The sequence below is a fragment of the Thalassolituus sp. genome, assembly GCF_034111725.1.
Classification (GTDB): Bacteria; Pseudomonadota; Gammaproteobacteria; order Pseudomonadales; family Oceanobacteraceae; genus Thalassolituus.
In genome coordinates this window covers 88,264-113,956 of the sequence record NZ_JAWUWR010000051.1, presented here as the reverse complement: position 1 = coordinate 113,956, position 25,693 = coordinate 88,264, and the positions used below count along the sequence as shown (strand labels likewise).

Genomic DNA, 25,693 nt, shown 5'->3' with positions numbered 1-25,693 from the left:
GGCTTCGGCGTAGTCTTTTACAAATTGATAGAGCATGTCGCGCAGGCTTGGGTCTTCGATCACCAAGTTGGCCATCGCCATGGCTTCGTCAATTTGTTGTTCGGTAATTTGTGTGGGGTCGAAGCCAAGAGCTTCGACTAGCTCGCGCTTTTCGCCTTTTACGTAGGTTTCGGAGTAGGTTTTAGTAAAGTCCTCCGATTCCCATGCAGCTTGTAGTGCGCGGGCATGGTGCTGCATTTTTACAAAGGGGTTTACGACGTCGCTCACTTCTTTTAGCCATACCACCATACCCCAAGCGGATGAACCAATGCCTTGCATAAAGGCACCGGTGTAGATGACGCCTTTCATTACGGTGGTTTCTTTATCCATCTGCTTTTGATACATGGCCGCTTCGGCGCGTTCGCCCGCCACGATGGCCATTAATGCATTGCGGATTTTTACTCGCAGTTCGTTGCGCGGATCAGGTTCATCGTCGTTGATGGCGAGCGCGGTGCCAATTTTTTCAATCGTGAGATACGAATTGCTTAGGGCTGTACTGAGTGCCGCTTGTGGGCCGCTCGGCAGATTCGGGATGTCATGCAGCGTGCCGAAGTAAAAGTGGTTGTGCGCTTGTTGAAGCCCATTGGCAGGCATGGCTCTGAGTAAGTTGTCGGCCAGTAGCGAGCTGCCAGCGCCGAGATTTTCGGGATGCCAAAACGTTGGGCCTGCGCCTTGGCGCATGCGGTAGCGGTTGCCGTGTTTATCTTCTAACTCGAAATCGGCCATATCCCTATGTTCTTCCCATTTAGTCCATTATTGCAGCGGGTATTCAGCTGCGACTGTAGCAAAACAATTAGGCGTAATACTAAGCGGTTAGGGTGTTGGCTTCAATACCGAGACACTAACACCAATAGAAGAATACATCGGCCCTGACGGCCTCTCTTGCGTCGCGCGCGAACTCGCCAGTGTATTTGAAACCTTCTATCACGGCATACTCGGTAATATTCGTACCTCCTACAATTAAGCTGGGGTACCTAAAGTTTCAATTCAACTACACACCCAGTAGGAGCGACTCAACGAACGCATTTTGTTCGTAGTCTCGATAATCATCTGCAATTGGAGCGTGTCTATGCGCGATCAACTTCTATGAGCCGTCAATATTTAAGAGGCTGGATTAAGCTTTACCATTCTAATTGAAACGCCCTGTGCGGAGTCGCCGGCCTGCCTGGCTTTGTTAAATATTATCTGGCCATTCATTTTCGGAGAAATTCCGCGCCTTTTCTAACGCATCAAGACAAGACTTCTGCTTTTCAAATACCTTAATATCATCGAGTTTTTCAAGCGCAATGATTGTACTTTCTATAAATGAATCGAATTCGGCTTTTGTAGGCTCAAGCAGTGGCACGGAACAAGACCACCAGACTTCATAGTCACTCATGACCGATAAGGAGTAGCTAGGATTACTCTGAACTGCCTTAGCGAAGGATATAGCGAGGTCAGTAGCCATACCTCCATCACTATACTGTTCGAGGTGCTTTCCGATTCTTATCCAGTCAGCATTTCCCGATTCAATTCCTTCAAGCACAGAATTAAACTTAGAATCATTTGTAAACAGATCGTAGGCGTATGCATGTGCTTCCACAGAGTTAAGGCCTGCTTCTATTTCATCGAGGCCAGCCAAGTCATCTGCTCTACTCAATGAACCTAGAACAATCACAGTCAATGCGCATATGTATCCCATAAAATATTTAACGCCAAGCTCACCTGCAGATTTTTGTTATATTTCATTTGTTTAGCACGGACAACGATACTGTAACGTCTGTTGACCGATGATCATTTAAAAACTTTTGGCTAGTTGTTATAACCCAGCCATTTTGATGGTTATTGGACGCACCATATTCTTTGGCGACCTCAACTGGAACCTGAACAGCCTTTTTTATTGCGCCACTGGACTCAAATAGAATAACAACCAAAAAATCAAAGTCCCACGACCGAATAACATTTAGCTGAGTAGATGGCGAGCCCTTAATTTTTCGAGACTTCACTTGGTATAGGGTGCCATCAGGTGCCTCAAGGTCAGCACTAGCACCAGAGATGTCTAGTAAACGACCGCCGTAGTGTTTATGAGCAAGATGCTCTGCGTACTCTCCGACGATATTACTTGTCCGGCCAAGAGCGATCGTAAGCTTATTAGAGTATTCGTTAAACTTTAGCCAGAGATCCTTGACATCTTCCATTGCACACTCTTTGAAATATAACGCTCGGCTCAACGAGCAAATTTTTGATGGCGGTTTTTGTGCGTGTTTTTGCACAAAAGGTGACAGCGAAAATTTGTCCGTTGCAGCCGCTTGTTAGCTGTGCAGTCTAGTTATGACCATACTCTGGAACAATTACAACAAAGCCTTCAGTGACCTTATTTCTTAACTTAGATAACTCTCTACTTTCTTCCGAGTCATAGAAGGCCTGCGCCTTTTTCATACTATTAAATTTATACACAACCATATGAGTGTATGGTGAGCCTTCAAGGCTAGTTACAGTGGAAGCAACAATCAACTCTCCACTATGTTTTTCTATAATCGGTAAGGATAACGGCCCAAGCTCATTGATTCGCTCCTTATCGACAACATTGTAGTGATAAATTATATATCCGCTCATATTTCAACTTCCCTGATTCATTGTAGGCCACTACAACCAGCTAACAGCGTAATAGTATGCCGGCACACTTTGTCGGTTTTGACAAAGTTCCGATTCGGTCGTAACTCATTGTTTTAAAAGGGGCATAATCCATTACACGCAAAATCCATTGGGTGAAAGTGTGCTGGCACACTATTTCGGTGACTTATGGCACACTAATTTGTAAACCAAGTTTGTAACTTGCTGATTTAAGTGGAGTTTAAGCTAGCACCCACTGGTAAAGCGTGCAACCAAATTTGTGATGTGTGCCGCAGTCGATTGCCTTTGTAAAAATATACTGTGCATATAACGAGTATGTCTTTACAAACGGAAGTGCCGGATGGTCAAAAGCCAATTCCTTACGGATATACGTCAGTTTATGCTTTTGCTAGGGAATCGCATGCGCATTGAACACTTATATCTATTGGATTCTTTTATTATTGATTGCTTCTATATTCGCTTTTATAGGCGGGTTGATGCGCTTCTGTCGGGTTGATGACTATGATTATCGACGACTCCGCCGCCACACCATCATCGCAATCAATCCCACCAACGCTGCTGCAACTGCTGCCGGAAATAGCGCAGTTGTTACGGAGTAATGTTCTAAAGCCGTTAACACCAGTAAATTCCGCAGTAAAAATAACACCATAAAGGTCAACGACTCAGAATAGGGATGGTGCCATGTTTTACGAATGGTTGGTCCGAAGCCGAGTAAATCGACGGTGGTTAATACGATCACTGCCCATGTTGGGTCGTTGGTGAAAAACCAAATGGGCAAGGCTGCAAGTGCTGCGCCGAAAAACGCCCAATCACTGCGGGTTATGCTGATGTCTCCACGTTTACTATAAGCGAGAATAGCAATGCATAGTGTAATACTGCCGGAAAAGCCGATGGCCCAAGCGCCTGCGCCACCATTATCAGCAAGTTGGGCAAAAAATACGGAGCAGGTGGTAATCCCCCATATGGCCCAAGAGAAAATATGCGGTTTTACTGTTCTTTTAAGCACGGAGCGAATGTAGGGGGCGAAGGCAATAAAGGTAAGCAGCATGGCGATACCGCTAAGAATTTCTTTGATCGTCATGATCAGTTTCTATGCGGTGCCATGGCCCGCGAAATCAGTAATTTGCATTGAGTTAGCCAGGCTTTGCGGTCGATACCTTCCGATTCAAATAACGAACTGCCGCCGGCATCTTGCAGCATGATTAAGCCGTGTAATGAACCGCGCATATACATGGCGGTTTTCATTGGATCAGTAATAACATTGGTATCGACGGACTGGTCGTCAATGCCGCGCTGCACGCAACTGGCCATGAGCGCCATGATGCGTTTTTCTGCAGCTATGTAAGCCTGTTGTGACGGGGTGATTTCTTTCGCTACGTCGTGCTTTACGTTACCTAGGCCACTTGCCAGCGTGATAATTCGAAAATAGTCGCGCTCGTTGTAATAAAAATCAAGATAAGCCTCACCAATAGCGGCCATGGCGGTATAGCCGCTAGTGCATTTTTCGGTGTACTGGGCCATGCGCTGATGTAATGAATCGGCAGCGCGGGCGCATAATCCTAGATGGATATCTTCTTTGTCGTGGAAGTACACATACAGTAAGGCGCGACTCAATCCGGCGCTTTGCGCTATCGAGTTCATTGAGGTTTTGTCGAAGCGTTGTTGGATGAATGCTTCTTCAGCGGCATCCAAAATGGCTTCGCGGCGTTCTAATTTTTCGTCTGAGTTCCGTGATCGCACGCTGGTGAGGCCTTGTTTTTAACTTCGCATATATTGACACTTTATATCTAATTGACATATTGTCAATTGCTGACAGTTTGTTAATGGCGGTGCGAGTATGAAACAGTTTTTATTGATTGGGATGGTATTGGGTGCAGGGCTAGCGGCTTGCTCTGAAACGAATGAGCCATCGGTGCCCGAGGTTGGTAGTGACTTGGCGGCTGCGTCTCCGGCGAAATTCTTGTCGGTAAGGGTGGTTGAGTTAGCTCGCGAACCCGTGCTGGAATCGCGCGTATTTGTGGGTACAACTCGAGCCGTGAATCGCGCCATTATGCGTTCGCAAATTGCAGGTCGGGTGGCTAGCTTGCCGGTTACGTTGGGCAAAAAAGTCCAGCCGGGGGATGTGTTGCTAGAGCTGTATAACCCCGAGGCGAATCCTGCTGCACAGTCTGCTGAGCGCCAATGGCGTCGGTTGGAGTCGCAGCAAACCCAGCGCCAACGTGATTTTGATCGCATTAGTTTGCTGTACGACAAGGGCACAGCAAGTTTGCAGGAATTTGAGCAAGTGCGTACCGATTTGGACGCCCTAACTGATGCAACTTTGTCGGCGAAAAAGCAATTTAATCGCGCTCAGCAGTTAAATATGGAACGTTGGATTACTGCGCCGTTTGCTGGCGTCGTGACGACGATTGATACCGATATTGGCGAGGTGGTCTCGCCCGGTCAAGCCTTGTTGGGTATTGCTGATCCAGCACAAACTGAAGTTGAAATGGTCATTAACGATGACATCGCCACCAATGTAAAAGTCGGTGATAGCGTGAGCGTTATTTTACCGTTTGAGCAAAACAGCGAGCGCCAAGGGGTTGTTACTGAAATTAGCCCATTTCGTGAACGAGGTGCATTGCCTAGTATCGTTCTGGCATTTCCCGGCCAAGAAGTTCGCCCAGGAATTGCAGTGCATGCGCGTTTTGAAATCAACAGAGGCGATGGCTTTAAAGTACCTATGAGTGCCTTAGTGCGTAAAGGCCAAGGCGCTGTAATTTATCGAGTTAATTCCACGCATAACGTAGAAGCTGTACCTGTGGTCATGGGATTAATGCAAGCCGACGGTATTGTAATTAGTTCCGCTGACGAGTTGGGCTTAACCGCTGGCGATGAAATCGTTGTTGCGGGTAGTCATCGCTTATTCGATGGAGCCAATGTGGAGATATTGCCATGAAGCTCTTCGGCTATATTCATCGTTATAAGCGTTTGGTTTTGGCATTAACCGCCATGTTTATGTTGCTAGGCATTGCATCTTGGCTAACCATGGCGCGGCAAGAAGATCCGAGTTTTCCTTACCGTACCGGCACTATTCGGGTGGTATTTCCGGGTGTCTCCGCCGATCAAATAGAAAAGTTAATTACCGAGCCGTTAGAGGAACAGTTAGCCGAGGTTGAAGAGCTCCGTCGGGTTAAATCAACCTCGCGCGATAATGTCGCTATTTTTGTTGTGGAGTTGCTCGACCGAATTTACGACACCGATGCGGCTTGGGATCGAGTGCGGCGAGCCATGGAAAAAGCCGAACAAGATTTTCCTAAAGGTGTTGTTGAGTATGTATTAGAAGATCGCCGTATGGATATTCCGGCGGCCGTAATCAGCATGGTTGGAACTGCTGACACGCTTGAATTAGCGCATCAAGCGGAAATATTAAAGCGGCAATTATTAGCGGTTAATGGCGTGTCGCGCATTGAGATCGAAGGTGACCCGGAGAAAGAACTTCGTATCGATCTCGATAGCGCGATTTTGAGTCAACTGAGTATTAACCGTGATCAAGTTGTCGCTGCTATTCAGGCGCACAATCAAATTATTCCGGGTGGCGTTATTCGTATTGGTGATCACGCCTTACGGGTAGATACAGGATCTGATTTACAACAAAAATCCGATGTTGAGAGTATTCCCATTCGCTTGGCGACAGGGCAGCAAATTCCATTAAGCGCCATTGCTCATATTGATTTCGTAGCGCGCGAGCCATCGGCTGCGCAGACATACCACAACGGCATGCGCAGTGTCGCTCTTGGAATTTATGCCAAACGCGGACAGGTGGATGCGATTGTTTTTGGCGAGCAAATTCGTCAACGCATTAGTGCGGTTCGCGCGGATTATCAACCACTGGAAATAGTTGAAACATTTTTCCAGCCAGATTATGTCGCGGATCGACTCGAAGGACTGCAGTTTAATCTGTTGGGCAGTATTTTAATTATAGCTATTACGGTGATTGCGGCATTGGGGTGGCGCAATGGATTGCTGGTCGCTGGGGTATTACCTGTTGTGGCGATTATTGTACTGGCACTTTATAACTTGGGCGGTGGAGTGCTACATCAAATTGCCGTCATCGGTATTGTGATTTCGTTAGGTATTTTGGTCGATAACGCCATTGTGGTGGTCGAGTCTATTGTGCAAGAACTTCAAGCGGGGCGCAGTCGGCGCGAAGCCGTAGAAAGTGCGTTTGAGCAAATGGCTTTTCCACTATTTACGTCCACAGGTACAACCGTCGCGGCCTTTATTCCTTTGCTATTAAGTAAGGGTGGTACGGGCGATTTTACGCGTGGCATTCCGGTAATGATTATTCTCTCTTTATTGGTTAGTTATGTTATTTCCGTTTTGGTATTGCCTTTAGTAGCCGAGCGATTGGTTGGTATTCCAAAACACGATAACCAGCGTTGGATTAAAAAAATATCGGATAAATTAATTCATATTAGTCGTTACAAAGCTAAGTTAGCGCTCTTGCTGGTTGTTGGTGTTATGGCACTGACTATCATGGCTTTTCCACTATTGAAGTTACAATTCTTTCCGCAGGCGGATCGAAATCAAGTTGTGATTGATATGACACTGCCGGGAGATAGCAGCCTTGAGCGTATGGCCGAGGTGAGTGCAGACGTCGAGCAACAATTATTAGCCCGCGACGATGTCGTTGGTGTGATGCGCTCGGTGGGTATGTCGGGGTTTCGCTTTTATTACAATTTATTGGCGACTATTGATTCAACCAATTCTGCGCGATTAATGGTCAATACCCGGGATATGGCGGCAAACCAAGCAGTAATTGATTGGATTACTCACGACATACAAACGGCGCTGCCAGAGGCGACCATTATTGCTAAGCGTTTGGGACAAGGGCCACCGACTCCGGCGCCGGTAGAGTTGCGTTTACAAAGTGATGATTCATTGAGTCTTTATCAGGCTGCAGATCAGGTGCTGGCAATTTTAAATGCTCTTCCTGAGACAACGATGATTCGTTCCGATAAAGACAACGGTCTTGCCGAGCTTAGCGTCAATATAGATAAAACCATTGCCCAAGAATTGGGCGTTCGTCGCGATCAGGTTGCTGCTAGCTTATTTGGCCAAACTCGTGGTTTAGATGCGGGCGAATTTCTTTATAGTGATGATCCGATCACCATGCGGGTGCGCTCTGCAGCGGGCGATCTTACAACGACAGCGGAATTGTCTAGCCAATATATCTATAACGCCGCAGGCCAATCCGTACCGCTGGATGCCGTTGCTACTCTTAAATCACAGTGGACCTCGGCAGTTATTCGCCACTACAGAGGCATTCCTACGGTTACGATTCACAGCGAATTAATGCCCGGCGCAGCCTATAACACTGTGCTTAAAAAGGTATTCGCTGCCTTAGATGAAAAGCCGTTACCAGATGCGGTTACTTTGCAACTGGGTGGAGATGCTGAAGGCTCGGCCGATGCCAATCGTGCAATTTTAAAATCTGTACCGATTGGCGTTATGTTGCTACTGCTATTTATGTTGGTGCAATTTAATAGTTTTCGTCGGCTAACGATTATTCTGGCAACCATTCCCTTGGCTGCCGTTGGAATAATACCGGGGTTGGTCTTAAGTGATCAGCCGTTTGGATTTCAATCCTTACTTGGGGTGATTGCCTTGATTGGGATCGTTGTGAATAACGCCATTGTTTTATTAGATGTTGTCGATGCGCGCTTACGTGAAGGTGCCGATATTGATAGTGCTGTCGCGCAGTCGATCGATGCGCGTACGGCTCCCATTCTGTTAACAACGGCTACCACGGTATTGGGGTTGTTACCGTTAGCATTTTCGGCGTCGACATTATGGCCACCGATGGCTTGGGCCATTATTTCCGGGTTGTTGATGTCGACCTTGCTAACTTTGATCGTAATCCCTGTCTTATGTCGGATGATGCTTAAAACCAACTCCGTCGCGATGTGATAACTCTTCACTTTTTGGTAACCTCAATGCTCAGTATGTTCACTGGCATTGAAGGTTAACCATGAATTCTTCTGTTGAGACACAAGTCGTTCGGCTTGCTCAATGTCTACAGTCTAAAAATCTACGAGTTGCTACTGCTGAGTCTTGCACCGGCGGTGGAGTAGCCTTTGCTATGACGGATCTTGCTGGCAGTTCGGCATGGTTTGAATGTGGGTTTGTGACCTATTCCAACGAAGCTAAAATGCAGCATCTTAACGTCTCTGCGGATGTTCTTGCCGCACATGGCGCGGTCAGTGAGGCTACGGTGATCGCTATGGTTAAAGGTGCTGTTGCCAATAGCCGTGCTGATGTCGCCATTGCGATTAGCGGAATCGCTGGGCCGGGGGGAGGTACTGCTGATAAACCCGTGGGTACTGTTTGGTTTGCTTGGGGCAGCGCAACTGAGCAGCAAGCATGTTGTATGCACTTTGCCGGTGATCGAGCATCGGTACGAGAGCAAAGTGTGCTCGTTGCTATCTCTAATCTCAACTCATGGCTGGATGAATAACCAGTAGTTGTTGACATTAAAAAAAGCTGTGGTTAAATACTGTTTAAATTTACAGTGACGGCTACCGTTAGCCTCTACTTTGAAATCACGTAGATACTACTCAGACACTAGAAAGGACATGATCATGGACGCTAACAAGCAAAAAGCACTCGACGCCGCGCTCAGCCAAATCGAACGTCAGTTTGGTAAAGGTGCTGTCATGAAAATGGGCGAGCAGCCACGCGAAGCGATTCCTGCGATTTCCACCGGTTCACTAGGATTAGACATTGCCTTAGGCATAGGCGGTTTGCCAGTCGGTCGTATTGTTGAGATCTACGGTCCTGAAAGCTCGGGTAAAACCACAATGTGTTTGTCGGTTATGGCGCAAGCGCAGAAAATGGGTAAAACCGTTGCCATTATTGATGCGGAACACGCACTAGACCCACTGTACGCTGAGAAGTTAGGTATCGATTTAAACAGCCTGTTGGTTTCTCAGCCAGATACTGGCGAACAAGCCCTAGAGATTTGTGATAGTTTGGTTCGCTCAGGTGCTGTGGATGTCATTGTGGTCGACTCTGTTGCTGCTCTAACGCCTCGCGCAGAGATTGAAGGCGAGATGGGTGATACTCACGTGGGTTTGCAGGCACGTTTAATGTCGCAAGCGCTACGTAAAATCACCGGTAACATCAAAAATGCGAATTGTTTAGTGATCTTCATTAACCAAATTCGTATGAAAATTGGTGTGATGTTCGGTAGCCCTGAAACCACTACGGGTGGTAACGCGCTAAAATTCTATGCTTCGGTACGTTTGGATATCCGTCGTATTGGTTCAGTGAAGCAAGGCGATGAAGTGGTCGGTAATGAGACCCGCGTGAAGGTGGTTAAAAACAAAGTTGCGCCACCGTTTAAACAAGCCGAATTCCAAATTATGTACGGCTCTGGCATTTACCACATGGGTGAAGTAATCGACCTAGGCGTTAAAGCTGGTTTAGTCGATAAGTCTGGCGCTTGGTACAGTTACAAAGGCGATAAAATTGGCCAAGGTAAAGCCAATGCTGCTGTGTATTTAGGTGAGCACCCTGAACTTGCAGTAGAAATTGAAGCGGGCATTCGTGCGCAAATGTTGACCCCTGCTATCGCCGCTGAAACATCTAGCGAAGTGGATGAAGAAGCAGAAGCCTGATCCATTAGACCGTGCCGCATTAATGCGTGTTGCGGTCGATTTACTTTCCCGCCGTGAATACTCGCGTCAAGAACTTTGGCGCAAGCTCTCCCCTCGAGCGGCTGATACAGCCGATGTCGAAAGTGTACTTATTGATTTATCTGAACGGCATTGGCAGTCAGATGAACGATTCTCTGAATCTTTTCTTCGTAGTCGAGTTGCGCGCGGCCATGGCCCTGTGCGTGTTCGCCAAGCTCTGAGAGAGAAAGGCATTAAGGATGAGCTGGTAAAGCAATCCTTAGATGCGTGCGATCAAGATTGGTATCAGTTGGCATCGGATGTCGCAGCAAAGAAGCTCGCGAACCTCAAGGGTGAGCCGAAAGATATAAAAGCGAAACTCTATCGTTTCCTTGCTTACCGTGGGTTCTCTTCCGATCAAATTCAGACAGTTATTGAACGAGTGTCAATCGAAGACACTTGTGACTGATGATTTTATCCTGTTTTTCCTGACTATAAGGGCAGTGTCGCCTCAGTCTATTGACACATGTGCTCATGCTAACCATGATCGGATGCAACGTACTGAAAGAGAACGGATGTTCATTTTGGTAAGAGGACGATAATTAGAATATTGTTGGGGAAGGATATGGGCCCGACTGCTCAGGTTGACATTGTACTGGTGCAGCACCTGCTCAATTTTTGGAGCAGCCGCGGAGTCGAGATGGATCCCGTTTGGCCGCTATTGGGTATCGAGATTGGCGATCCATTACCTCGCTGGGTAAATTCCGAGCGTGTAGCCGACGCGCACCGCTATGCATTTCAATTTTTCAATGATGATCTGATTGGTATCGATCTTGGGCAATATATTGCTCGTCGAGATTTACCTATGGCTCGTCTATTGCGTTATGCCGATACCTTGCGTACTGGTTTGAATGCTTTCGTTCCTTATTTCTATCTGATGACGGGTAGTGTTTGTCTCGAATTGCAGGTTACAGAAGTGCGTTCGGTCATCAGTGTCGAGCGCAAAACCTCCCATACGATGAGCCAGTTGCAGCAAAGTGCTGCACTCGCCTGTATTGCGGAGGCCTGTCGTATAGCGTTGGGAAAGCACTACGAAGAAGGCGACCTTTTACTCTGTATTCCTAAAGAATTTATGTCGTACCAGTGTGCGATCGAGCAGCGCATGAAGATCCATGTGACTGGCGCTTCAGGTTTTGGTCTTGAAATTAGCGGTAGTGCTTGGCAGCGTTTGAATTCAGAACAGCAGCCCATTCTTTATGCCAGTGTGTTGCGAGACTTAGGCCGCCAAGATGAAAAATTCAAAGATCACTTAGCTATATACAATGAGTTGCGGGATATATTGCAGATGTGCTTATTAAAACGTCACGTATCCCAAGACGATGTGGCTGATCAGCTGGGGATTAGCGTTCGTAACTTACAGCGGCGTTTAAAGGCACTGGGTACCACCTATCAAAATTTGCTTGATGAGGGCCGGCAGGCCTTAGCGATGAAGGTGATTCGCGAAGGTGACATGCCTTTATACGAAGTCGCTTACTTAGTGGGATATACCGAACCGAGCGCCTTTTATAAAGCTTTCAAACGCTGGACCGGATCAACGCCTGGCGATTATCGCCAAGCGCATCAGAAAAGCCTCAATGCAGTTTCAAACGGGGCCGAATAACCTTATTAATGTGGCCAACTAGGCTTAGCAATAGGGTATGCCAGTATCCGTGTAATGCAATTTGATGCATACGATACAAAGAAACGTACACGATGCGCGCCAGCCTTCCTTCTATCATCATAGAACCACTACTTAGATTCCCCATTAAACTCCCGACGGTACTGTAGCGGCTAAGCGACACGAGCGAACCTTTGTCTTTATATACAAACTCAGGCATTGGCTGCCCTTTGTAGCGCGCTTTCAAGGCTTTGAACATATGAGTTGCTTGCTGGTGAGCTGCTTGTGCCCGAGGTGGAACAGGCTTGCCATTCGCTTGTAGTACACAGGCACAATCACCCATGGCGAAGATGTTCGGATCTTCGCTTTGCAAACTGCTATCGACCATTATCTGATTGGCTCGATTCGTTTCGAGACCAAGAGTGGCCATAAAACTCGGAGCGCGAACCCCGGCTGCCCATACTTTAAGCTTGGCACTAATTAGCCCATCATTTTTGGTAACAAAGCCATCTGCCGCAGCTTCGGTAATTAACGTGCCAGTGCGGACAGATACGCCGAGTGCTTCCAGCTCACGAGTTGCCGCGTTTGATATGCGTTTGGGCAGGGCGGGAAGAATACGTTCTCCGGCTTCAATAAGTGTGACGCTTAGCTGCTTTGGTGATACGTTTTTCATGCCATAGCGAGTTAATACTTCAGCGGTGTTGTATAGCTCTGCAGATAGCTCTACTCCAGTTGCACCTGCCCCGACGATCGCTATCTCAAGGTTTTTTGGATTTTCGCTAGAATTTGCCCGTAAGAACTCATTCAGTAACGTGCGGTGAAAGCGTTCTGCCTGACGACGACTATCTAAAAAGATGCAGTGTTCTTTTGCGCCAGGAGTGCCAAAGTCGTTGGTAATACTGCCGATCGCCAGTACGAGTGTGTGGTAAGGGATATTACGCTCGGGTAATACGACTTCGCCGTCTTCGTCATAGACTGGCGATAAAATGACGTGCTGCTGCTCACGATCTAAGCCACACATACGGCCCAATTGAAAATCGAACCCATGCACTTTTCCATGACCACGATAATCCAATTCGTCGATACCAGAATCGAGTGCGCCGGTCGCGACCTCGTGCAGTAGTGGCTTCCAAAGGTGCGTAGAGTTGGCATCGACTAATACAATCTCGGCTTTGCCGCTGCGCCCAAGCGCACGACCTAGCTGAGTAGCCAATTCCAGCCCTCCTGCACCACCGCCAACAATAACGATGCGTTGCATATCAGAGAACTCCGAAGATTAAGAAATTATCGACATTATACGGGGAAAGAGCCTAGACCGTGACCGAAAATGGTGCGCTATTTTCGGTCACGTTGTGAAGGGACGGTAAATCGTAGGATTAATTTACGGCCTTGTGTGTCGTGAAAAATTCAATAAGGCGTGAATTTACTTCTTCTGGTTTATCGTGTGCTAACCAGTGTGTGGCATCTGGATAGGTGAATAAACGCGCGCGACTAGTGTAATCCAAGCTTTTAGTGGCCATTGGTAGGGTCAAAGCTAAGTCTTGTTCGCCCCATAAAATTTGAGTCGGGCAATGAACCTGGCCGTCGCCTTTAGGATGCGGCATGGTACGAATGACAGAACGATAATAATTCACCATACCGGTCATTGCGCCTGGAATTTTCCAATGCTCGATTAATGTTTTGATGTCGTCTGGCTGATAGCTGCCCTTGATCGAGGTCTGGGTCAGTAACTTACGGAAGGTAATATAGTTAAATAGACTGATCATTTTTTCTGGCAACCAAGGAATTTGGAAGAAAAACATGTACCAGCTTTTCAATACCTGCAGCGGGTTGCTTTTGAGCGAGCCCAAAAAAACTTCTGGGTGCGGAACATTCAAAACGCTTAGGCTGCTTAACTTTTCGCCCATGTGAATGGCATACCACCAAGCAATAATGGCTCCCCAGTCGTGACCGACCAGATGGATTTTGTCGGCACCACTAAATTGGCGGATAGCATCAACATCTTCGATTAAACGATCAACATGGTAAGCGCTGATGGCTTTCGGCTTTGACGAGTGTCCATAACCGCGTTGATTCGGTACGTATACTCGGTAGTCTGCCTCAGCAAGCACCGGTATTTGGTGTTTCCAAGTAGCCCAGCATTCAGGAAAACCATGCAGAAGAATGACAACTTCACCATTTTCAGGACCCGCGACGCGGGTTTCTAGATTGATGCCGTTGTGCTCAATATTGATGACTTCCATCACAGGTACTTCCTCTAGTTGGAGACTGATGCTTGCCCTGGTAATTGGTAAAGGCCCAATAAATGGCTAATCGCCAGTATGGCGATTAAGCCACAAAAACCGAGCGCAATGGCGCGCAAAGCTTTAGGCAATTTTAAGTAGCCTTGATGCCAGTGCAAAAACTTGGGATGTCCAAATGGGCCGATAGCCAAGTGCAACATCACCCAAGCCATGGCTAATGCCATAGCAAAATAGAGCAGGCCAATCACGATTTGCCCTTTGGCTTTTGCATGGCATCCAGTTGACGCTGACAGGCGCGCAGGTTTAGCGCTTCTTCAGCATTGCGGGGCGTCAAACCGATACAGGTCGTAAGGAGTTCAATTGAATGATCGTGGGAGTCGGAATTATTTAAGCGCGCCAGCGCTTTGGTGTATTCGTTGTAGATGACCGGCATGGAGCGCTCTAATTCTAGGGCTTGCTCGAACGCATCAATGGCACGGCTTTCTGTTGCGCCATAAGTTATACGACCCAAAAAGGAGCCTACTCTTTCTACAATGCCTGCTTGTATCGCCCCTATGGTTCCTAAATAAATAGCGCGATCCTGATACCGCTCATGCAGGTCCTTCAGAATTTCTAGTGATGAGTTGATGTAGCCACTCGACCGCGCAGCGGAGGTATCGAGCAATTCTAGTGTGCGTGCATGAGAATAAACCAAACCGAATTGACCAAAGGCATAATCTGGGCTTAGCGGCAACAGGGCTTCTGACTGTGAAGCGCTGGCAGCAAATAGTTCCAGTTTTTTATTGTTATCTTCAACCACGAGAGCGGCATACATAGAAAGTGCATATATAGCTGGCACTTTGCCAAACGGACCTAGTTGCATACCCAGTTCGTAAGCTTCTTCGAAGTGACCTTCATAATGCAAACGCCAAACTTCTTGTATAGCGATGCTCAGCGGCTCGTAATCACCTTCAGCGACAGCATGTAAAGCTGGATGAGCACCTGGTTGTTGAGCATCTTGGAGTGTGCGTAAGGCCAGATTTGGATATGCCTTCATTTGATCGAGAATATGTTCAACATCAGGAAAGTCGACACGAGAAATCAGTGTTAACTCTTGCCAGTGAGTCAAAAGTAAATCACCGCTGTAATCAAATTGCGGCAGATCGTTCGGATAGGCAACCCATGTCCCAGCGGATGCAGTAGAAGCAACAGAAATGAGTAATGACAAAAACCAACGGCGCATAATATATCCTTGTCTGAGGCGCGATTATAACGGCGTTGGTCTAGTTTAAACTGTCAGATCCAGCCAATGTTGGCTTCGGTTTAGAGCAGAATTAAAATGCGTTGCCTGCTTTGACACCAAGAGCTTTCAGAATTTTTGCTAGAGGGCAAAACCCAGTAAACGCCGCTTGCAACATGTTAGCGCCGACGAACGCAGTAAACCACAGCCAATATGACGAGTGTGTTTGCGCTAGGGCCAAGCTGAGTAAAATAAATGTACCGGCAATGGCAAAAACAAGACGATCAATATTCATAAGTACCTTCCATCTGACTGTTAATAAGTTAAATTCATATATTCCAATATGGTTATATTGTGGTGGCGAATGGGTTTTAGGTCAAGCATAGCAGTGAAAAAATAGCGGAGTTAGGCCAGAGACATCATGCTTTCAATAGATATCGCATCAGGGACTCGGACTTAGCAGCGCAAACCGCTATACTTCGTCCCCTTATATTATTAACTCGCTTCCGGATACCCGTAGCCGTATGAAAAGCTCAGACATTCGCAAGGCATTTCTTGATTACTTCGCCGCTCAAGGTCATGAAGTGGTCGCTTCCAGCCCATTGATTCCTGGTAATGATCCCACCTTGTTGTTCACCAACGCCGGTATGGTTCAGTTTAAAGATTGTTTTCTCGGTCAGGACCAGCGCAGTTATACCCGCGCAGTGTCATCGCAGCGCTGTGTGCGTGCTGGCGGTAAGCATAACGATCTAGAAAACGTCGGTTATACCGCACGTCACCACACCTTCTTTGAGATGCTAGGTAACTTCAGCTTTGGCGATTACTTTAAAGAAGACGCGATCAAATTTGCGTGGGAATTTCTGACATCACCACAGTGGCTGAATCTGCCAAAAGAAAAATTGCTGGTCACGGTTTACGCCGAAGACGACGAAGCGTTCGATATCTGGAATAAAAAAATGGGTATTCCAGCCGAGAAAATTATCCGCATCGGCGACAATAAAGGTTCACGCTACGCCTCGGATAACTTCTGGCAGATGGGTGATACAGGCCCTTGTGGTCCATGCACCGAGATCTTCTACGATCACGGCGAACACATTTGGGGTGGTCCTCCAGGTTCACTAGAAGAAGACGGTGATCGTTTCATTGAAATCTGGAACAACGTATTCATGCAGTTTAACCGTCAGCCCGACGGTGAAATGCAACCGTTACCTAAGCCTTCTGTTGATACGGGCATGGGCTTGGAGCGTATTTCTGCAATTATGCAGGGCGTGCACAGCAACTACGAAATCGATTTATTCCAAGCGTTGCTAAAAGCAGCCAGTGAGTTGACCGGTTGCACCGACATGGAAAACAAATCACTTCGCGTGATTGCCGACCATATTCGTTCTACTAGCTTCTTGATCGTGGATGGCGTGTTGCCGTCGAACGAAGGTCGCGGTTATGTATTGCGTCGTATCATTCGTCGTGCGGTGCGCCATGGCCACATGTTGGGTGCAAAAGTGGGTTTCTTCCACCAATTGGTGGGTGCGCTGGTTGAGCAAATGGGCGAAGCCTATCCAGAGTTACGCACGCTTCAAGCGCATGTCGAAAAAGTATTGCGCTTAGAAGAAGAACAGTTCGCTAAGACCTTAGATAAAGGTATGGCGATTTTGAATGATGCGATCGCTGATTTGAACGGTGATACCATTCCGGGTGAAACCGCGTTTAAGTTGTACGATACCTATGGCTTTCCTCTGGATTTAACCGCTGACGTAGCGCGCGAACGCGATCTTAAAGTCGATGAAGATGGCTTTAATGTAGCGATGGATAAACAACGTGAAATGGCGCGCGCGGGCAGCAACTTTGGTGGTAATTACGGCAAAGGCTTAGAAATCGACGGTCAAACGCAATTCTTGGGGTACACCTCGCTGGAAAATACCGGTGTGGTGAAAGCCTTGTTTAAAGAAGGCGTTGCGGTTGAGTCATTGAGCGCTGGCGACGAAGCTGTACTGGTGTTAGATGAAACCGCATTCTATGCCGAAAGCGGCGGCCAAGCGGGCGATTCAGGTTTCCTTAAAGCCAATGGTGTTGTTTTTCAAGTGAAAGACACCAGCAAAGAAGGCAAAAACCATCTGCACAAAGGTGTTTTAGTCGAGGGATCAGTCGTCGTTGGCAATCAGCTGACAGCGGTTGTCGATGCTGAAAAGCGCCAATCTACTGCAATCCATCATTCAGCCACACATTTGTTACACGCGGCTTTGCGCCAAGTGTTGGGTGAGCATGTGAGCCAGAAAGGCTCATTGGTAACCTACGATAAACTGCGCTTCGACTTCTCGCACTTAGAAGCTGTATCGGCCGATGAAATTGCGTTAATCGAAACCATCGTGAATACGCAAATTCGTGCTAACACGCCGGTTACTACACGCTTAATGGACATCGACGCGGCGCGTGAATCCGGCGCGATGGCCTTGTTTGGCGAAAAGTACGACGACGAAGTTCGTGTGTTGTCGATGGGGATTAATGATTTCTCGGTTGAATTGTGTGGTGGTACTCATGCGACTCGTACCGGTGATATCGGCTTACTAAAAATCAGTTCAGAAGGCGGCATTGCTGCAGGTATTCGTCGTATTGAAGCGGTGGTCGGGCAGTCGGCATTAGATTTCATTGCTCAAGAAGAGCGCACGCTTACGACTATTGCTCGTGCCTTGAAAGGTTCTACGGATAATGTTGCTGATAAGGTTGAGCAGTTGCAGGCCCGTAGTCGTCAGTTAGAAAAAGAATTGGAAGCCTTGAAGTCAAAATTGGCGAGCAGTGCCGGTTCTGATTTAGCGGGTAGTGCGAAAGACATTAACGGTGTGAAAGTCTTGGCTGCACGCTTAGACGGTGCCGATGTTAATGCTCTACGTGAGACGATGGATCAGCTTAAAAATAAGCTAGGTTCGGCCTTGATCATGTTAGCTGCAGAAACCGACGGAAAGGTTACTTTGCTGGCGGGTGTTACTAAAGATTTGATTGGCAAGGCGAAAGCTGGCGACGCCGTGAAAGAATGCGCGCCATACGTTGATGGTCGTGGTGGCGGTAAGCCTGAAATGGCCCAAGCCGGTGGTCAGAAGCCTGAAGGTATTGATGACGCACTTGCTGCATTCGAAACTTGGGCGGCAACAGCACTGTAATATTGCTGTTTCGACACGGCAAACAGGAAAAAGCGGGCCATCGGTCCGCTTTTTCGCTTTTAACGCCAAGGGAACAGTGTTTGCTGCGTGTACTCGCTTCCCTGAACCCCGCAATTGTTGTTTAATTAGCGACCTTTTTTCAGTCAATTCCAGTAATAGCACCATGGCGTTATACGTACAGAAATATGGCGGTACTTCCGTAGGCACTGTTGAGCGCATTGAACATGTCGCCGACAAGGTTAAATCCTTCCACGACGCGGGTCATCAGATCGTTGTTGCAGTTTCTGCCATGAGTGGCGAAACCAACCGTTTGATCGGTTTGGCTAAGGGGATTTCAGATACACCATCTCCTCGCGAAATGGATGTGTTGGTTTCAACTGGCGAGCAAGTCACTATTGCGTTATTGGCAATGGCTTTGCAAAAACGCGGTATTAACGCGCGTTCATTTACTGGGTGGCAGGTCGGTATTAAAACTGACAACGCCTTCATGAAAGCGCGTATTGAAGAAATTGACACTATACCTATGCGTGAGCATCTGGACAGCGGCGGTGTTGTTGTCGTCGCTGGTTTCCAAGGTATTGATCCTGACAATAATATCACGACGCTAGGTCGTGGTGGTTCGGATACGACAGGTGTGGCATTGGCGGCTGCGCTGGGTGCTGATGAGTGTCAGATTTATACCGATGTTGATGGTGTCTACACCACTGACCCGCGTGTTGTACCTAACGCCCGTCGCATGGACCGCGTTACGTTTGAAGAAATGCTCGAGATGGCCAGTCTCGGCTCTAAAATTTTGCAAATTCGCTCGGTTGAATTTGCTGGCAAATATAAAGTTCCGCTGCGTGTTCTTTCGTCTTTTTCCGAAGGTAATGGCACGCTGATTACAATGGAGGAGAATGCTTCCGTGGAAAATCCCGTTATTGCTGGTATCGCGTTCAATCGCGATGAAGCCAAAGTTACCGTGCAAGGTGTACCCGACGTTCCTGGTGTTGCGTCGCGTATTCTTGTACCGATCAGCGACGCAAACATTGAAGTCGATATGATCGTGCAAAACGTTTCTGCCGATGGCACGACTGACTTTACCTTTACTGTGCATCGCAATGACTACAAAAAAGCGATGACGCTTTTGAATGCTCTGGCAACCGAGCTGAACGCTCGTGGCGTCCATGGAACTGATGACATCTGTAAAGTGTCTATGGTTGGTGTGGGCATGCGTTCACATGCGGGTGTTGCTAGTAAAATGTTCAAAACGCTAGCGGATGAAAATATCAATATTTTGGCTATTACTACGTCTGAAATTAAAATTTCTGTGGTGATTGCTGAGAAGTATTTGGAACTGGCTGTTAGGTCTTTGCATACTGCTTTCGGCTTAGACGCCGAAGCCGTTGAAGACTGATCGTCCCTTTCCACAAGAGAATTAAGGGGTACTCAATGATTGGGGGCCTCTTAATAACTAAATATTCTCAATATGTTTCCGCTGACGCTTTATCTTTGACTGAACTAGTCAATACTGGAAGAAGCGGAGCAGAGAATCGGCTTTTGCCAACAGCACCCTAGAATGAAACAGGAATGTTAGGAGACAACCTATGCTTATTTTGACCCGTCGCGTGGGCGAAACACTGATGGTCGGTGATGAAGTGACCGTTACTGTGTTAGGAGTAAAAGGAAATCAGGTCCGCATTGGTGTTAATGCACCTAAAGAAGTTGCGGTTCACCGTGAAGAAATTTACCAACGTATTCAGCGTGAAAAAGACGGTGATGAGGACGCTGGCAACTATTAATTTGCTAACGTATTAATTTCCTTAAATTTTTCCTTTGAATTTTTCACGGACGTGCTATCATGCGCGCCGTGAACTGGAGAGATGGCCGAGTGGCTGAAGGCGCACCCCTGCTAAGGGTGTATAGGTTTATACCCTATCGAGGGTTCGAATCCCTCTCTCTCCGCCACTATTTCTGCCTTGTGCAGTAGCGTATAAAGTTGATTGACAGTTTAGTCAATAAACCTATAATACGCGCCCCACGATGTGCGCTCGTAGCTCAGCTGGATAGAGTACCTGGCTACGAACCAGGCGGTCGGAGGTTCGAATCCTCCCGAGCGCGCCATTCTTTACCGAATGAACCTAATCGTGAAATTGCCTTACCTAATGCGCGCTCGTAGCTCAGCTGGATAGAGTACCTGGCTACGAACCAGGCGGTCGGAGGTTCGAATCCTCCCGAGCGCGCCACTTAGGCCCTTCTATAAGTTATACAATTCCTAAAATTTTATCATGCGTTTCAATTATCTTCGTCAGCGCGACGGAGGTGAGAACCTCCTTAGGTTCGACTAGAGCGAAGCGAAAGAACGTTGGAGCTTGCGACGACGGCCCGAAGGGCGCCAGTAATCCTCCCGAGCGCGCCACTTAGGCCTATCTAGAACTAAAATTCCCAGAACTTTTATCGTGACTACTCGCTTCGCTCCTTGAGTCACTCCTACCTACGCTCCTTGAGTCACTGCTACCTTTGCTCCTTGAGTTTTCCCGATTTTGTAGGAGTGACTCAACGAACGTTTTTTGTTCGTAGTCACGACAGATATGTTGAGTTATTAACTCGCTCCTTTGCCCATCATCTTTTTCCTGCAATTCGTTACAGAAAATTTCATTTACTCGGGTTATGGTTACGACATCACTAACTATAACTGGAGTTCGCATGACTTCCGTCCGCGATCAAGTATCCGCTGCCGAATGGGAAACCCGCGTTAATTTAGCAGCAGCTTATAACCTTGTGGCTATGTATGGCTGGGATGATTTAATTTTTACTCATATATCAGCACGAGTTCCCGGTCCAGATGCACATTTTTTGATTAACCCGTACGGCATGATGTTTGATGAGGTCAGCGCTTCAAGTTTGGTGAAGGTGGATTTGCACGGTAATAAAGTGATGCCAGCGGATTACGATATTAATCCTGCTGGATTTATTATTCACAGTGCCGTTCATGATGCTCGCAATGATGCGCATTGCGTTATGCATCTCCATACTAAAGAGGGCGTTGCTGTATCGGCGCAAGCACAGGGGCTGTTACCTATTTCGCAGCAGTCACTATTTCCGCTGTCTGGGCTTAGCTATCACGCCTATGAAGGCGTTGCGTTAAATCCAGAAGAGAAGGTGCGGCTCGTTGCTGATCTCGGCGTTAACGACTTTATGATTCTGCGTAATCACGGACTACTTACCTGCGCTGAAAATATAGCCGATGCATTTTTGAACATGTTTATTCTGCAGCGTGCTTGTGAAGTACAGCTTCTGGCTCAATCTGGCGGTGTAGAGTTAATTCCTATACCTCAACCTATTGTTGCGGGTATCAAACAGGCGGCTAAAGAAGTAACGCGCAATGCGGGAGGGAAGCTGGCTTGGCCAGGATTGCTGCGCAAGTTGGAGCGAATTGATGCGCCTTATTCGAGTTGATCGGGCTGATTCATCCATTCGATGAGCTGGGCATCATTATCAGGAGAGAAACAGCGAACACCGTGGCGTTGTAACAAGGCCACGGTAACCCCATCGCCTTTAACCGCTTCTCTTTTGAATTCGCCATTGTAGATTTCGCCTGTGCCGCACGACGGTGAGCGCGCAGCAAGCAAAGCTGCTGTAGCGCGATATTTTTGCGCTAATGCTAGGGCGTGTTGCGCGCCAGTGATGAATTCGGCGCTGACGTCTTCCCCTTGATGAGTGATCACTACGGCTTTGCCATCTAATACGTCGTTGCCGTCTCCGCCTTGGATCTCTGCGGCTGGGCGGGCGTTGTTAGGCCGCCAGCGACTTCCGGGCACACCGCGATAATGCGGCCTTCTTGTTGCCACTGGCGCAGCTGTTCAGCGAGTTGGTTTACTTTGTTCGCGTTGCTCTCACCATCGTATCTGACTGGCTGACCGAGTAAGCAGGCGCTCACTAATAAGCGCTTCATGGGTTGCGCTGTGCGAGAAAATGCACGTAGCGCCCTAAGCGCCGATAGGGCTCTTGCAGCCCGACTTCTAAATCGGATTTATTAACGGCCTCTTGCCCGATACGTTCACGAATTTTTTGATGCATATGATCGTGAATACAACGAATACCGCGCCAGCGCTGAACGCTAAAGCCGAGCTGAGTAAGGGCTTCCTCAATGGCATCAGGGTCTAGCGGATGTTGCGGCGCATTGCCCTCACGGCGCAATCTCGGGTTCGCATCTTTAGGAGCGTGTGTGCGGCCATTCATTAACTGGCGCCATTCATGGCCATGCAAGTTATAGAACATAAGTGATAACCAGCCTCCTGGACGCACACGAGCCGCAAGTAGGGGGAGTGCTTCGAAAGGATGCTCTAACCATTCTAAAACGGCGTGATTAAGAACAATATCGAACTGCTGCGGATAAGCGCTGCTGGCATCTTGCAGGCTGCAGCACTGACTGTTAAGGGATAGCGCTTCTGCTGCAAATAGATCACGCGCAAGACTGAGCATTTCTTGGGAGACATCACAGAGTGAGATGCTTGCGCCCTGTTTGGCCAGTTGCAAACTAAATTGCCCTTGGCCACCGCCGATATCGAGTACGGTTGCCCGCTCTATAGGGATTTCTAAATCATTGAAATCCTGAGCTAACGCCAATAATCGCAATTGTCCCCGCGGCGTCGCGTAGATGGTGCGACTAAAACGTGCGGCCAAGTCATCGAAATTACGATCGAGCGTTAGATGTTTATGAGCGGCGTCTTTAGTGGAGTGATCGGCGGAGTCGTGGGTCATTATGGTGCGCTTTGGCTGAGTTAAGTAAACAATGGCAAGAATAGTACGCCAGCCAACTCAATCCCCCAAATGACAATGTGAACAGGGGCTCAAACTGACAAATTGATGGCTAGTAATCGGTTTCAGGATATCGGATAGTGTGTAAAGGGCGTCTGAGCAACAGCGCCAGAATATGGATGGTATGAATGAAACTGGTCTATGACGGAGCGGTAGCAGAATCAGTCCTTATCCGTTCTGGAAAACGTATTGAGCTGCATGTATGTGAACTAGACGAGGAGCTATTTGTGCTCGTCATGCTGGTGGGGCGCGACGATAGCATGCCTGCCTCTATTAATTGCCAAGGCCCTTATCATGATAAGAACCAAGCCAAGGCGGCTTTGAGTGCCATTCGCTGGGCGTTAACGGTTGATGGTTATGACGGTGAGAAGCGCACCTCAATCTGGTCATTACATGCTCGTCGAGAAGCACGTGAAAACCAGCATCGACGTTCTCTTTATGTGGTCGATACCAGCTTTGTCCCTTTGGGGATTCCTCCCGAAGACGAATAACAATGTTTCTTATGCTCAGCCTCACCTCTTAATATTATTGGTCTACACTGAATTTTGATCTTTAGTCGGCCGTTTAAAGGTGATTCTGCACTTATGCCCAATCAAACCGCTACCTGTCCGGTAGGAGAGTTAAGTTGTCCTCTGGTTGATGAGGTGGTGCACTTGCGTCAGCAGGTGATTACCGATCCGTTAACCGGTTTATTCAACGTCCGGCATTTTCGTGAAATGCTCGAGCAAGAGTTAGAGCGCACGCAGCGAACTCGTATGTCGACAGCGGTGATGATGATCGATCTTGATCATTTTAAACGCATTAATGACAGTTACGGTCACGAAGAAGGTAATACGGTCTTACGTCATACGGCCCGTTTAATTGAAGCTATGACACGTCGATTGGACGTACGTTGTCGATATGGCGGTGAAGAGTTTGTCGTCATTTTGCCATCGACAGAATTAGCGGTAGCGAAGCGGGTTGCTGAACGCGTGCGAGCAGCCCTAGCATCAACACCCGTCGATATTAGCGAAAACTCAATTACAGCGACGGCCAGCATTGGTTTGGCTATTTGTCGGGTCGATGAATATGTTGGTTCGGCTCAGTTGGTGCAAGAAGCTGATAGATGGCTGTACGAAGCCAAACGTCAAGGACGCAATCGAGTCTGTTTTAATACGCCGGTCGAGCGCGACCAAGGCGTTAGTAAAGACGAGAAAGATGCTTTACGAGGCTTGTTTGGCGGAGATTAGCGCTTGCGATATTGCGCTGGAGTAATACCGTGCCATTTCTTGAATGCACGAATAAACGCTGCCGATTCGGTATAGCCTAGTAATATAGCGATTTGTTCGACACTGGTTTTACTGTTGTCGAGTAATTTGCAGGCTCTGTCTGAGCGTACTTGATCTAGCAGTTGCTGATACGTAGTTCCTTCTTCTTTTAAATCACGCCGAAATTTTCGCTCGCTGCTACTGAATGATTCGGCGCAATCTTTTATTGCTGGCAGTTCCTCTTTGAACATTTCTAAATGGTGTTTTACTCGCTCAGTTAGAGTGCCGTTATTTAATTGATTACGCTTACTTAATACTTCGTCGCATTGTTGGCGATATAGTGTCAATGCCGTGGTGTTCGCATTAGGTAATGATTTTTTTAAGATATCACTGGGAATTAAAAAGCGAATAGCATCAGTACCAAATCTTACCGGACATTGAAATTGTTTTTCGTAAAAAGCTGCTTCTATAGGCTTTGGGTAAGGAATACAAATTTCTAATGGTTGGGTGTGCTGTCCTATCATGGTTTGCATTAAATTTAAAAATTGATAAGTTCCAGCGACATCTCGATCAATGATAAACCGGTGCAAATGCTCAGGTACTCGGCAGGGAGTTAGAATTATGCTGGCAACTTCCCCCTCTATCTCGAGACTAAGTTTACTGAACAAATAACTCATTTCTTGATAGTGAACGCCTAGCTGAATGGCTTCGTATACGGTACTGCAACTCATCAACATCATGGCGTAAGCGCCATATCCTGATAGTCCGAAGGTCGAACCGATTTTTACAGCGGCTAATGGGTCATGACTTAGATCAATAAACAGGTCAGAAAGTATCGCCAATTCGTCGGCCTGACTGATTACCGCATTACCATCAAATTGATCTTTGCGCATGCCGTGTCGAGCCAGTATTGGCGCGGGGTCTAGACCATAATTACGTTGAATTTGGTCGATGGTAAAACTGAGTGCAAGGATAGATCTAAGAGTCATGGTGGCCGAATATGTTAATTTTTAGAAATTCTGGACATAGTTTGCCGTGGTCGCTCGGCAGTACATTGGATAAATC

At 47.5% G+C, this 25,693-nt stretch carries 24 protein-coding genes, 3 tRNA genes, 1 other RNA gene and 2 pseudogenes; 16 read left to right on the top strand and 14 right to left on the bottom strand.

The window, feature by feature from the left end:
* The 6 genes and pseudogenes from UXZ23_RS08720 to UXZ23_RS08695 all read right to left on the bottom strand — a co-directional run.
* Nucleotides 1-765 (bottom strand): annotated as a pseudogene (locus UXZ23_RS08720) (hypothetical protein); the annotation flags it as partial.
* Between the two features lie 448 nt (nt 766-1,213).
* Nucleotides 1,214-1,660, bottom strand: coding sequence for a hypothetical protein (locus UXZ23_RS08715; protein ID WP_320820211.1), 447 nt, complete (start codon nt 1,658-1,660; stop codon nt 1,214-1,216).
* Nucleotides 1,661-1,763: 103 nt separating this feature from the next.
* The gene (locus UXZ23_RS08710; protein WP_320820210.1) at nt 1,764-2,216 is read right to left on the bottom strand and encodes a DUF6998 domain-containing protein; all 453 of its coding nucleotides are present in this window, start codon (nt 2,214-2,216) and stop codon (nt 1,764-1,766) included.
* A 127-nt stretch (nt 2,217-2,343) separates the two neighbouring features.
* Nucleotides 2,344-2,634, bottom strand: coding sequence for a DUF1330 domain-containing protein (locus UXZ23_RS08705; RefSeq protein ID WP_320820209.1), 291 nt, complete (start codon nt 2,632-2,634; stop codon nt 2,344-2,346).
* Between the two features lie 523 nt (nt 2,635-3,157).
* Entirely contained in the window at nt 3,158-3,733 is a 576-nt protein-coding gene (locus UXZ23_RS08700; RefSeq protein WP_320820208.1) for a hypothetical protein, read from the bottom strand.
* Between the two features lie 2 nt (nt 3,734-3,735).
* Complete coding sequence (locus tag UXZ23_RS08695; protein ID WP_320820207.1) at nt 3,736-4,392, bottom strand: TetR/AcrR family transcriptional regulator; 657 nt, start codon at nt 4,390-4,392, stop codon at nt 3,736-3,738.
* 97 nt (nt 4,393-4,489) lie between these two features.
* On the opposite strand from UXZ23_RS08695, the gene UXZ23_RS08690 reads away from it, so the two are divergent.
* The 6 genes from UXZ23_RS08690 (at nt 4,490) to UXZ23_RS08665 (ending at nt 11,970) form a co-directional block, all read left to right on the top strand.
* Nucleotides 4,490-5,590 (top strand): efflux RND transporter periplasmic adaptor subunit, encoded by a 1,101-nt coding sequence (locus UXZ23_RS08690; protein ID WP_320820206.1) that lies wholly within the window; start codon nt 4,490-4,492, stop codon nt 5,588-5,590.
* Nucleotides 5,587-8,604: an efflux RND transporter permease subunit gene (locus tag UXZ23_RS08685; protein WP_320820205.1), complete on the top strand. Its 3,018-nt coding sequence runs from the start codon at nt 5,587-5,589 to the stop codon at nt 8,602-8,604. Before UXZ23_RS08690 ends, UXZ23_RS08685 begins: the two co-directional genes overlap by 4 nt.
* Nucleotides 8,605-8,665: 61 nt before the next feature.
* A complete protein-coding gene (locus UXZ23_RS08680) occupies nt 8,666-9,151 on the top strand; it encodes a CinA family protein (protein ID WP_320820204.1) in 486 nt (161 codons plus the stop codon).
* A 124-nt stretch (nt 9,152-9,275) separates the two neighbouring features.
* Nucleotides 9,276-10,313: a recombinase RecA gene (gene recA / locus UXZ23_RS08675; protein ID WP_320820203.1), complete on the top strand. Its 1,038-nt coding sequence runs from the start codon at nt 9,276-9,278 to the stop codon at nt 10,311-10,313.
* On the top strand, nt 10,294-10,779 hold the full coding sequence (gene recX / locus UXZ23_RS08670) for a recombination regulator RecX (RefSeq protein ID WP_320820202.1): 486 nt from the start codon (nt 10,294-10,296) through the stop codon (nt 10,777-10,779). Before recA ends, recX begins: the two co-directional genes overlap by 20 nt.
* A gap of 156 nt (nt 10,780-10,935) precedes the next feature.
* On the top strand, nt 10,936-11,970 hold the full coding sequence (locus tag UXZ23_RS08665) for a helix-turn-helix transcriptional regulator (protein ID WP_320820201.1): 1,035 nt from the start codon (nt 10,936-10,938) through the stop codon (nt 11,968-11,970).
* On the opposite strand, the gene UXZ23_RS08660 is transcribed toward UXZ23_RS08665, so the two are convergent.
* From UXZ23_RS08660 to UXZ23_RS08640, 5 genes are all read right to left on the bottom strand, one after another.
* On the bottom strand, nt 11,942-13,225 hold the full coding sequence (locus tag UXZ23_RS08660) for an NAD(P)/FAD-dependent oxidoreductase (RefSeq protein ID WP_320820200.1): 1,284 nt from the start codon (nt 13,223-13,225) through the stop codon (nt 11,942-11,944). The two genes, UXZ23_RS08665 and UXZ23_RS08660, sit on opposite strands and share 29 nt — an antisense overlap.
* A 118-nt stretch (nt 13,226-13,343) precedes the next feature.
* Complete coding sequence (locus UXZ23_RS08655; protein WP_320820212.1) at nt 13,344-14,210, bottom strand: alpha/beta hydrolase; 867 nt, start codon at nt 14,208-14,210, stop codon at nt 13,344-13,346.
* A 14-nt stretch (nt 14,211-14,224) separates the two neighbouring features.
* The gene (locus tag UXZ23_RS08650; RefSeq protein ID WP_320820199.1) at nt 14,225-14,458 is read right to left on the bottom strand and encodes a hypothetical protein; all 234 of its coding nucleotides are present in this window, start codon (nt 14,456-14,458) and stop codon (nt 14,225-14,227) included.
* Nucleotides 14,455-15,432, bottom strand: coding sequence for a hypothetical protein (locus UXZ23_RS08645; protein ID WP_320820198.1), 978 nt, complete (start codon nt 15,430-15,432; stop codon nt 14,455-14,457). Before UXZ23_RS08645 ends, UXZ23_RS08650 begins: the two co-directional genes overlap by 4 nt.
* Nucleotides 15,433-15,523: 91 nt before the next feature.
* Nucleotides 15,524-15,724, bottom strand: a complete 201-nt coding sequence (locus tag UXZ23_RS08640; RefSeq protein WP_320820197.1) for a DUF2892 domain-containing protein — start codon at nt 15,722-15,724, stop codon at nt 15,524-15,526.
* A 229-nt stretch (nt 15,725-15,953) separates the two neighbouring features.
* On the opposite strand from UXZ23_RS08640, the gene alaS reads away from it, so the two are divergent.
* The 8 genes from alaS (at nt 15,954) to UXZ23_RS08600 (ending at nt 22,019) form a co-directional block, all read left to right on the top strand.
* On the top strand, nt 15,954-18,581 hold the full coding sequence (gene alaS, locus UXZ23_RS08635) for an alanine--tRNA ligase (RefSeq protein ID WP_320820196.1): 2,628 nt from the start codon (nt 15,954-15,956) through the stop codon (nt 18,579-18,581).
* 163 nt (nt 18,582-18,744) lie between these two features.
* The gene (locus tag UXZ23_RS08630; protein ID WP_320820195.1) at nt 18,745-19,977 is read left to right on the top strand and encodes an aspartate kinase; all 1,233 of its coding nucleotides are present in this window, start codon (nt 18,745-18,747) and stop codon (nt 19,975-19,977) included.
* A 190-nt stretch (nt 19,978-20,167) separates the two neighbouring features.
* Nucleotides 20,168-20,362 carry a carbon storage regulator CsrA gene (csrA, locus tag UXZ23_RS08625; protein WP_320820194.1) on the top strand — a complete coding sequence of 65 codons (195 nt, stop codon included), beginning with the start codon at nt 20,168-20,170 and terminating at the stop codon, nt 20,360-20,362.
* Nucleotides 20,363-20,437: 75 nt separating this feature from the next.
* Nucleotides 20,438-20,528 (top strand) — tRNA-Ser (locus tag UXZ23_RS08620).
* Nucleotides 20,529-20,607: 79 nt separating this feature from the next.
* Nucleotides 20,608-20,684: transfer RNA gene (locus tag UXZ23_RS08615), tRNA-Arg, on the top strand.
* A 45-nt stretch (nt 20,685-20,729) separates the two neighbouring features.
* Nucleotides 20,730-20,806: transfer RNA gene (locus tag UXZ23_RS08610), tRNA-Arg, on the top strand.
* Nucleotides 20,807-20,862: 56 nt separating this feature from the next.
* Nucleotides 20,863-20,979, top strand: a non-coding RNA gene (locus tag UXZ23_RS08605) — RtT sRNA.
* A gap of 287 nt (nt 20,980-21,266) precedes the next feature.
* A complete protein-coding gene (locus UXZ23_RS08600) occupies nt 21,267-22,019 on the top strand; it encodes a class II aldolase/adducin family protein (RefSeq protein WP_320820193.1) in 753 nt (250 codons plus the stop codon).
* Here the strand turns inward: UXZ23_RS08600 and UXZ23_RS08595 are convergent.
* Nucleotides 22,007-22,515: pseudogene (locus UXZ23_RS08595) on the bottom strand (DUF523 domain-containing protein). The gene UXZ23_RS08600 and the pseudogene UXZ23_RS08595 overlap by 13 nt on opposite strands.
* Complete coding sequence (locus UXZ23_RS08590) at nt 22,512-23,324, bottom strand: methyltransferase domain-containing protein (RefSeq protein WP_320820192.1); 813 nt, start codon at nt 23,322-23,324, stop codon at nt 22,512-22,514. The pseudogene UXZ23_RS08595 and the gene UXZ23_RS08590 overlap by 4 nt, the downstream one beginning before the upstream one ends.
* A gap of 185 nt (nt 23,325-23,509) precedes the next feature.
* Here UXZ23_RS08590 and UXZ23_RS08585 point away from each other — a divergent pair, with 185 nt between their 5' ends.
* Entirely contained in the window at nt 23,510-23,872 is a 363-nt protein-coding gene (locus UXZ23_RS08585) for a hypothetical protein (protein ID WP_320820191.1), read from the top strand.
* Between the two features lie 93 nt (nt 23,873-23,965).
* Nucleotides 23,966-24,610 carry a GGDEF domain-containing protein gene (locus UXZ23_RS08580; RefSeq protein WP_320820190.1) on the top strand — a complete coding sequence of 215 codons (645 nt, stop codon included), beginning with the start codon at nt 23,966-23,968 and terminating at the stop codon, nt 24,608-24,610.
* On the opposite strand, the gene UXZ23_RS08575 is transcribed toward UXZ23_RS08580, so the two are convergent.
* Nucleotides 24,607-25,617, bottom strand: coding sequence for an AraC family transcriptional regulator (locus UXZ23_RS08575; RefSeq protein WP_320820189.1), 1,011 nt, complete (start codon nt 25,615-25,617; stop codon nt 24,607-24,609). The genes UXZ23_RS08580 and UXZ23_RS08575 overlap by 4 nt on opposite strands.
* Nucleotides 25,618-25,693: the final 76 nt, after the last annotated feature.

Excerpts from the sequence above, each read along its gene's own strand:
- UXZ23_RS08580 (WP_320820190.1), top strand. The coding sequence starts at position 23,966 with ATGCCCAATCAAACCGCTACCTGTCCGGTAGGAGAGTTAAGTTGTCCT.
- UXZ23_RS08575 (WP_320820189.1), bottom strand. The coding sequence starts at position 25,617 with ATGACTCTTAGATCTATCCTTGCACTCAGTTTTACCATCGACCAAATT.
- UXZ23_RS08630 (WP_320820195.1), top strand. The coding sequence starts at position 18,745 with ATGGCGTTATACGTACAGAAATATGGCGGTACTTCCGTAGGCACTGTT.
- UXZ23_RS08600 (WP_320820193.1), top strand. The coding sequence starts at position 21,267 with ATGACTTCCGTCCGCGATCAAGTATCCGCTGCCGAATGGGAAACCCGC.
- csrA (WP_320820194.1), top strand. The coding sequence starts at position 20,168 with ATGCTTATTTTGACCCGTCGCGTGGGCGAAACACTGATGGTCGGTGAT.
- UXZ23_RS08640 (WP_320820197.1), bottom strand. The coding sequence starts at position 15,724 with ATGAATATTGATCGTCTTGTTTTTGCCATTGCCGGTACATTTATTTTA.
- UXZ23_RS08660 (WP_320820200.1), bottom strand. The coding sequence starts at position 13,225 with ATGCAACGCATCGTTATTGTTGGCGGTGGTGCAGGAGGGCTGGAATTG.
- UXZ23_RS08655 (WP_320820212.1), bottom strand. The coding sequence starts at position 14,210 with ATGGAAGTCATCAATATTGAGCACAACGGCATCAATCTAGAAACCCGC.
- UXZ23_RS08705 (WP_320820209.1), bottom strand. The coding sequence starts at position 2,634 with ATGAGCGGATATATAATTTATCACTACAATGTTGTCGATAAGGAGCGA.
- UXZ23_RS08590 (WP_320820192.1), bottom strand. The coding sequence starts at position 23,324 with ATGACCCACGACTCCGCCGATCACTCCACTAAAGACGCCGCTCATAAA.
- UXZ23_RS08700 (WP_320820208.1), bottom strand. The coding sequence starts at position 3,733 with ATGACGATCAAAGAAATTCTTAGCGGTATCGCCATGCTGCTTACCTTT.
- UXZ23_RS08645 (WP_320820198.1), bottom strand. The coding sequence starts at position 15,432 with ATGCGCCGTTGGTTTTTGTCATTACTCATTTCTGTTGCTTCTACTGCA.
- alaS (WP_320820196.1), top strand. The coding sequence starts at position 15,954 with ATGAAAAGCTCAGACATTCGCAAGGCATTTCTTGATTACTTCGCCGCT.
- UXZ23_RS08585 (WP_320820191.1), top strand. The coding sequence starts at position 23,510 with ATGAAACTGGTCTATGACGGAGCGGTAGCAGAATCAGTCCTTATCCGT.
- recA (WP_320820203.1), top strand. The coding sequence starts at position 9,276 with ATGGACGCTAACAAGCAAAAAGCACTCGACGCCGCGCTCAGCCAAATC.
- UXZ23_RS08680 (WP_320820204.1), top strand. The coding sequence starts at position 8,666 with ATGAATTCTTCTGTTGAGACACAAGTCGTTCGGCTTGCTCAATGTCTA.
- UXZ23_RS08685 (WP_320820205.1), top strand. The coding sequence starts at position 5,587 with ATGAAGCTCTTCGGCTATATTCATCGTTATAAGCGTTTGGTTTTGGCA.
- UXZ23_RS08690 (WP_320820206.1), top strand. The coding sequence starts at position 4,490 with ATGAAACAGTTTTTATTGATTGGGATGGTATTGGGTGCAGGGCTAGCG.
- recX (WP_320820202.1), top strand. The coding sequence starts at position 10,294 with ATGAAGAAGCAGAAGCCTGATCCATTAGACCGTGCCGCATTAATGCGT.
- UXZ23_RS08665 (WP_320820201.1), top strand. The coding sequence starts at position 10,936 with ATGGGCCCGACTGCTCAGGTTGACATTGTACTGGTGCAGCACCTGCTC.
- UXZ23_RS08710 (WP_320820210.1), bottom strand. The coding sequence starts at position 2,216 with ATGGAAGATGTCAAGGATCTCTGGCTAAAGTTTAACGAATACTCTAAT.